A 6,151-nucleotide genomic window follows, 5' to 3' on the forward strand; every position below is an offset into this window, starting at 1 on the left:
CCCGGGGTCCCCATCCCGGCTTAGGCCGGGATGGGGTAGGTTTAGCGGATCTCCGCCCCGCCCCAGCGCTCCAAAAGCCTCAGGGCCTCCACGTGGTCCGCATCCGGGCCCAGCTCCCGCTTGGCCATTTCATACACCTCCCGGGCGAGGCGGAGGAGGGGGCTTGGGGCCCTCTCCCCGTCCAAAACCCCCATGGCGATGCCCAGGTCCTTCACCAGAAGGCCCAGGGCGAAGGTCTTGGGGAAGGCACGGGTGAGGACCCTCTGGGGGATGAGGTTCTCCGTGGCGTTGGAGCGGCCCGAGGAGGCGTTGATGACCTCGAGGGCCCTCTCCGCCGAAACCCCCTGCTTCACCAGGGCCAAAAGCCCCTCCCCCGCCGCCCAGAGGTTCACGGCGAGGAGGGCGTTGTTGATGGCCTTCACCGCGTGCCCCGCCCCCACGGGGCCCACGTGGACCACCTTCTTGGCGTAGGCGAGAAAGGGCCTGACCCGCTCCACCGCCTCCTCCGGGCCCCCCAGCATCACCGTGAGGGTGCCCGCCTCGGCCCCCGAGGTGCCCCCGGAGACGGGGGCGTCCAGGTAGGTGACGCCCTTCTCCTTCAGGCGCTCGGCGAGCCTCCGGCTCGCCTCGGGCTCCCCGCTCGTGGCGTCCACCCAGTAGGTGCCCTCCCGGAGGTGGGGCAGGAGGGCCTCGGCCACCTGGGAAACCTCCTTGGTGGTGGGGAGGCAGGTGAAGACCACCCGGGCCTCGGCCACCCGCTCCAAGGGCACGGCCTCGGAGCCGAACTCCTCTTGGTGCCTTAGGGCCTTGGCGAAGGTCCGGTTCCAGACCAGGGTGGGAAAGCGCCGCGCCAGGTGCCCCGCCATGGGGTAGCCCATGGCCCCAAGACCGAGGAAGGCCACCTTTTCCATGCCTCCTTTTTACCAGAGGCGAAAGGCCTTGGCGAGGCCCCTTAGAAGAAGGAGGAAAAGGAGGCTGAAGCCCATGGCCACCCCCAAAAAGACGAAAAACCCCGCCCCGAAGCTCCCGCCCAGGGCCATCTGCCGAAGCCATAGCCCCGCGGGGAAGGCGAAGAGCCAGGTGAGGAGGAGGTTTTTCCAGGTGGGGCGGCGGTAGGTGCCGAGGAAGGGGCTCAGGAGGAGCCAGACGAAGAGGACGGGGAGTACGTTCCGGGCGAGCCCCGCAAGGCTCAGGGGCTGGCCGTGGGAAAGGAGCCCCGCCCCGGCGAAGAGGAGGAGGGCGAGGAGGTCCGGGAGGAAAAGCCTCATCTTTGGGTTGCCTCCAGGAAGACCCGGTCCGCCCGGTAGGAGCTCCGCACCAAGGGCCCGGCGAAGACCTCCCTAAAGCCCAGCTCGTACCCCCAGGCCGCGTACTTCTGGAAGTCCTCCGGGGGAACGTAGCGGGCCACGGGGAGGTGGGCGGGGGTGGGCCTCAGGTACTGGCCCAGGGTGAGGATGTCCACCCCGGCCTCCCGCAGGTCCCGCATGGCCTCGAGGATCTCCTCCTCCGCCTCCCCCAGGCCCAGCATGAGGCTGCTCTTGGTGAGGATATCCGGCCGCACCCTCTTGGCGTGGGCGAGGACCCTCAGGGTCTGCTCGTACCCCGCCCGGGGGTCGCGGACCTTGGGGGTGAGGCGGCGCACCGTCTCCAGGTTCTGGGCGTAGACCTCGGGGTTCGCGGCGAGGACCGTCTCCACCGCCTTAAGGTCCCCCTGGAAGTCGGGGGTCAGGGCCTCCACCAAGACCCCGGGGGCCTTCTCCTTGATGGCCCGGATGGTGGCGGCGAAGTGGGAGGCGCCGCCATCCTCTAGGTCATCCCGGTCCACGCTGGTCAAGACCACGTACCGCACCCCCATGCGGGCGATGGCCTCGGCCACCCGCCTGGGCTCCTCCGGGTCCACGAGGCCCTGGGGGTTTCCGGTGTGGACGGCGCAGAACTTGCAGGCCCGGGTGCAGATGTCCCCCAGGAGCATCACCGTGAGGGTGCCGTGGGTCCAGCACTCCCCGATGTTGGGGCAAAGGGCCTCCTGGCAGACGGTGTGGAGCCTAAGCTCCTGCACCATCCCCTTCAGGGCCTGGTATCTGGGGCCGTTGGGCAAAGGGGCCTTGATCCAGGCGGGCTTGTTCCGGTCCACGGGCTCGGGCCGGGCCTGGGCCAGGCCCCGCTTCACCACCTTGAGCTCAATGACCTCCCCCGTGGGGGAGAGGAGCTCCACCGTCTCAAACTTGGGCTTCATGGGCACTCCCCTCTACGGGCCTAAGGCCGAAGACCTCGGCGAAGGCCCGCACCACCCGGTCCTTGACCTCCTCCATGGGGACCTTCCGGCCAAGAAGCTTCTCCAAGGAGGTAACCCCCTTCCCCTTGAGGCCGCAGGGGACGATGACGGAGAAGTCGTTGAGGTCGGTGTTCACGTTCAGGGCGAAGCCGTGGAAGCTCACCCCCTCCTTCACCGCCACGCCGATGGCGCAGAGCTTGTCCTCCCCCACCCAGACCCCGGCGTAGCCCGGGGTGGGGTAGGCGGAAATCCCGTAACCCGCCGCCACCCGGACGATGGCCTCCTCAATCTGCCTCAGGAAGCGGCGCACCTCCCGCCCCACGGGGAAGATGGGGTAGCCCACGAGCTGCCCAGGGCCGTGGTAGGTCACGTCCCCGCCCCGCTCCACCCAGTAGAGCTCAAAGCCCTGCTCCCGGTACCAGCTCTCGGGGAAGAGCAGGTTCTCCCCCGTGGCCTTGCGGCCCAGGGTGATGACCCTGGGGTGCTCCAGGAGGAGGAGGGTAGGAGGGCGGCTTCCCGCCACCACCTCCCGGTGCACCCGCTTCTGGTAGGCCCAGGCTTCCCCGTAGGGAAGAAGACCGAGGTCCTCCACCAGGAACTCCACGCCCTAAGCATACAAGACCCCGTCCGAAGACAGGGTAAGCCCGGGAAGCCTTTTTCCTAGACCCCGAGGAAACGGGCGATGAGCCGGTCCCGCAAGGGGGCGGGAAGAAGCCTGAGGAGGAGGGTCTCCCGGGCCCTGGCGGGATGGGCCACCAGGTAGCGGGCCTTTGGCCTAGGCTCGGTGAGGGCCCGGTAGACCGCCTCCGCCACCCGCTTTGGGGGAAGGCCCCTCTTGGCGCTCCTCTCCGCCAAGCGCCGGGCCACCTCCAGGTAGCGGCCGTAGACCCCCTCGGTCCCGGGGGGCGGGGGTTCCAGGTAGCCCTCGGCCCGCCGCAAGGAGCGCTCCCAGATGGGGGTGGCCACGGAGCCGGGCTCTACCAGGGCCACCCTGACCCCGAAGGGAAGGAGCTCCACCCGGAGGGCGTCCGCCAGGGCCTCGAGGGCGAACTTGCTCGCGGCGTAGGGCCCCATAAGGGGAAGGGCGAGGAGGCCGGAGACCGAGCCCATGAGGACCACCCGCCCCCGGGAGGCCCTAAGGAGGGGGAGGAAGGCCTTCACCGCGGCGAAGGTGCCCAGGACGTTCACCTCCAGGGCCTCCCGGAAGGCCGGGACCGGCACGAGCTCCAAGGGCCCCGCCACGGCGATGCCGGCGTTGGCCACCAGGCCAAAAAGGCCCTCCCCCTCCAGGCGCTCCCGGGCCCGGAGGAGGCCCTCCTCCCGGGTCACGTCCAGAAGAAGGGGCGCCACCCCCTCTCGGGCCAGGCGCGCCGCGTCCTCCTCCCGGCGCACGCCCCCGTAGACCCGGTACCCCTTAGCCGCGAGGAGCTGGGCCGTGGCCAGGCCGATGCCGCTCCCCGCCCCCGTGACCAGGACCGCCCTTCCCATTGGGGCCCAGTTTACCCCCTGGGGTGCTCCCAGCTTGAACGGAAACCTCGCCGCCCTAAAGCCCCTTTCCCAGGCCGGCCCTACGTTTTATGAGAGGGAAGGAAAACGCCCCGCCCGAGGAGGGCGGGGAGCGGCCTGCCGGGTCCCTTCCTACTGGGCCACCACGCTCACCTTGAGCTGGATGGGCACCTCGGGGTGGGGCTTGTAGGGCACCACGTACTCCCCAAGCTCCTTGATGGGCTTGGCCAGCTGGAGGCGCTTGGGGTCAAGGGTGATGCCGTGCTGGCGGGAAAGCGCCTCGGCGATGTCCTTGGCGGTGACGGAGCCGTAGATCTTGTTCTCCCCCGCCCGCACCGGGATGGTGAGGGTGAGGTTCTCCAGGATCTCCTTGAGGCGCTCGGCCTCGGCCTTCCTTTCCGCCAGGCGCTTGGCCTGGGCGCGGATCCGGGCCTCCATGGCCCGCATGTTGCTCTCGGTGGCCAAGACCGCGAGGCCCCGGGGCAGAAGGTAGTTCCTGGCGTAGCCCGGCTTCACGTCCACCACCTGGCCCACGTCGCCCAGGTTCTCCAGGGGTTCTAGCAGGATGACCTTCACCGTTCACCCCCTACTTGCGCACCAGCTTCTCCGTGAAGGGCAGAAGCCCCAGGATCCTGGCCCGCTTGATGGTCTTGGCCAGGATGCGCTGCTCCTTGGCGGAAAGCCCCGTGCGGCGGCGGGGAAGGATCTTCCCCGTCTCCGACAGGAACCGCTTGAGCACCTCCACGTTCCGGTAGTCCCTCAGGTCAAACTCCCCCAGGGTGGCCTTCACCTTGGCCCTCCTGGAGGGGCGCTTCTGCGCCTCCTTCTTGGGTTTGGCCTCTTTCGCGCTCAAAACGGCAAATCCTCCTCCGGCGGGAAGTCCTCCAGTCCTTCTTCTATGTCCACCCCACCCGTCTGGACAGGTTGGGGCCTGCTTCCGCCGGCTTGGGCAGGCCCACGGGTGGGTCGCTCCAGCCTGAGGGCTTCCACGCGGGTCTGGAAGCGCCTTTCCCCGCTGGAGCTCGTCCAGGAGTCGCTCACCAAACGGCCGATGACCAAAAGCCCGTCGCCCTTCCTGAGCTCCCCGGCCCACTCGGCAAGGTCCCTCCAGGCCTGAACCTCTACGAAGTGGGTCTTCTCCTCCCCCGTGCGGGAGCGGCGCTCCTTCACCGCGAGGCCGAGCCGCACCACCGCCGTCCCCTGAGGGGTGTAGCGGAGGTCGGGGTCGCGGGTGAGCTTGCCCATGAGGAGGACCTGGTTCAGGGCCCGGCGAAGCCTGGGCTGGCCCTTGGCGTCTTCCAGGGTCTCCCGCCCCCGGGCCTCCAAGGGGTCAATGAACTCCCCCCGCACCTGGAGCTCGCTCCGCTTCTCCCCGTCCTTCTCCCACTGGCGGTACTCCAGCCGCCCCTCCACGAAGAGGGGCTGGCCCTTCTCCAGGACATCCCCCCACATCTCCGCCTGGCGGCCCAGGAGGCGCACCCGGTGGTACCAGGGCACCTCCTTCTCCTGGCCAGACTCGTCGGTGAGGAGATCCTGGCCCGCGAGGCTAAGGTCCAATACGGCCAGTCCCCCCTGGGTGTAGCGCATGTCCGGGCGGGCGGTGAGGGTGCCGATGAGGAATACTTGGTTCAGGCCTCTTGCCATGAGGACAGTCTACGCCTTGGAGAGGAAGGGCTCGGCGGCCTTGACCACCATCACCCGGCGCACGTTGTCGCGGATGCGAAGCTCCCGGGCCAGGTCGTTCACCCGGTCCTCGGGCATCTCCACCTGGTAGAAGAGGAAGTAGCCTTGGGCGTCCTTGGCGATGGGGTAGGCCAGGCGGCGCATCCCCCACTCCTCCACCTTCCCCACCCTGGCCCCGTGGGCCTCGAGGGCCTTGGCGATGATCTCCTTCTCCAAGGCGAGCTGGGTCTGGTCCAGGTTGGGGTTCAGGACGATGTTCACCTCGTACTTGCGCATCTCCACCTCCCTTCCGGGCCCGGCAGGCCGCACGAGGGAAGATTATACCCCCTTTCCTGGCCAAAGAAAAGACCCGAGGGGCCCCTAGGGGCCCCCGCCTGGCTCCGCGGGCAGGACTCGAACCTGCGACCAACCGGTTAACAGCCGGCCGCTCTACCTGCTGAGCTACCGCGGACCGACCGCAGAGAGCACTATACCAGAGGGCCCAGAAGGCGTCAAGAAACCCCGGGCTTGCCTAGCAAATCGCCTTGTACCCCGGAGGGGGCGGGAGAAGGGAGAGAAGAACCCTAAGGCCATAGGCGATGAGCTCCAAAAGCGCCCGCGCCATGGCCGTCCAAGGCTTCCGCTCCCAAAGGTATCCCCCACCCAGCCGCGCCTTCATCCCCCCAAACCCCGCGTCCGCCAAAAGCC

The 6,151-nt window shown here is 68.7% G+C and carries 9 protein-coding genes and 1 tRNA gene; all 10 read right to left on the reverse strand.

What is annotated here, in order from left to right; translation table 11 throughout:
• Positions 1 to 41: 41 nt before the first annotated feature.
• Positions 42 to 911: an NAD(P)-dependent oxidoreductase gene (locus AC01Y6_RS06195; RefSeq protein WP_428720320.1), complete on the reverse strand. Its 870-nt coding sequence runs from the start codon at positions 909 to 911 to the stop codon at positions 42 to 44.
• A gap of 9 nt (positions 912 to 920) precedes the next feature.
• On the reverse strand, positions 921 to 1,268 hold the full coding sequence (locus AC01Y6_RS06200; protein WP_347241045.1) for a DUF3054 domain-containing protein: 348 nt from the start codon (positions 1,266 to 1,268) through the stop codon (positions 921 to 923).
• The gene (lipA, locus tag AC01Y6_RS06205; protein ID WP_347241044.1) at positions 1,265 to 2,236 is read right to left on the reverse strand and encodes a lipoyl synthase; all 972 of its coding nucleotides are present in this window, start codon (positions 2,234 to 2,236) and stop codon (positions 1,265 to 1,267) included. Before lipA ends, AC01Y6_RS06200 begins: the two co-directional genes overlap by 4 nt.
• Positions 2,220 to 2,879: a lipoyl(octanoyl) transferase LipB gene (lipB, locus tag AC01Y6_RS06210; RefSeq protein ID WP_347241042.1), complete on the reverse strand. Its 660-nt coding sequence runs from the start codon at positions 2,877 to 2,879 to the stop codon at positions 2,220 to 2,222. The genes lipA and lipB overlap by 17 nt, the downstream gene beginning before the upstream one ends.
• Before the next feature lie 56 nt (positions 2,880 to 2,935).
• Positions 2,936 to 3,763 (reverse strand): SDR family NAD(P)-dependent oxidoreductase, encoded by an 828-nt coding sequence (locus tag AC01Y6_RS06215; protein ID WP_476670742.1) that lies wholly within the window; start codon positions 3,761 to 3,763, stop codon positions 2,936 to 2,938.
• Between the two features lie 150 nt (positions 3,764 to 3,913).
• The gene (rplI, locus tag AC01Y6_RS06220; protein WP_347241040.1) at positions 3,914 to 4,357 is read right to left on the reverse strand and encodes a 50S ribosomal protein L9; all 444 of its coding nucleotides are present in this window, start codon (positions 4,355 to 4,357) and stop codon (positions 3,914 to 3,916) included.
• A 10-nt stretch (positions 4,358 to 4,367) separates the two neighbouring features.
• Positions 4,368 to 4,634: a 30S ribosomal protein S18 gene (gene rpsR, locus AC01Y6_RS06225; protein WP_347241039.1), complete on the reverse strand. Its 267-nt coding sequence runs from the start codon at positions 4,632 to 4,634 to the stop codon at positions 4,368 to 4,370.
• Positions 4,631 to 5,425: a single-stranded DNA-binding protein gene (locus AC01Y6_RS06230; protein WP_476670743.1), complete on the reverse strand. Its 795-nt coding sequence runs from the start codon at positions 5,423 to 5,425 to the stop codon at positions 4,631 to 4,633. The genes rpsR and AC01Y6_RS06230 overlap by 4 nt, the downstream gene beginning before the upstream one ends.
• Positions 5,426 to 5,434: 9 nt before the next feature.
• Positions 5,435 to 5,740 (reverse strand): 30S ribosomal protein S6, encoded by a 306-nt coding sequence (gene rpsF, locus AC01Y6_RS06235; RefSeq protein WP_347241079.1) that lies wholly within the window; start codon positions 5,738 to 5,740, stop codon positions 5,435 to 5,437.
• A 99-nt stretch (positions 5,741 to 5,839) separates the two neighbouring features.
• A tRNA-Asn gene (locus tag AC01Y6_RS06240) sits at positions 5,840 to 5,915 on the reverse strand.
• Between the last annotated feature and the right edge of the window lie 236 nt (positions 5,916 to 6,151).

This window comes from Thermus sp., from assembly GCF_056332225.1.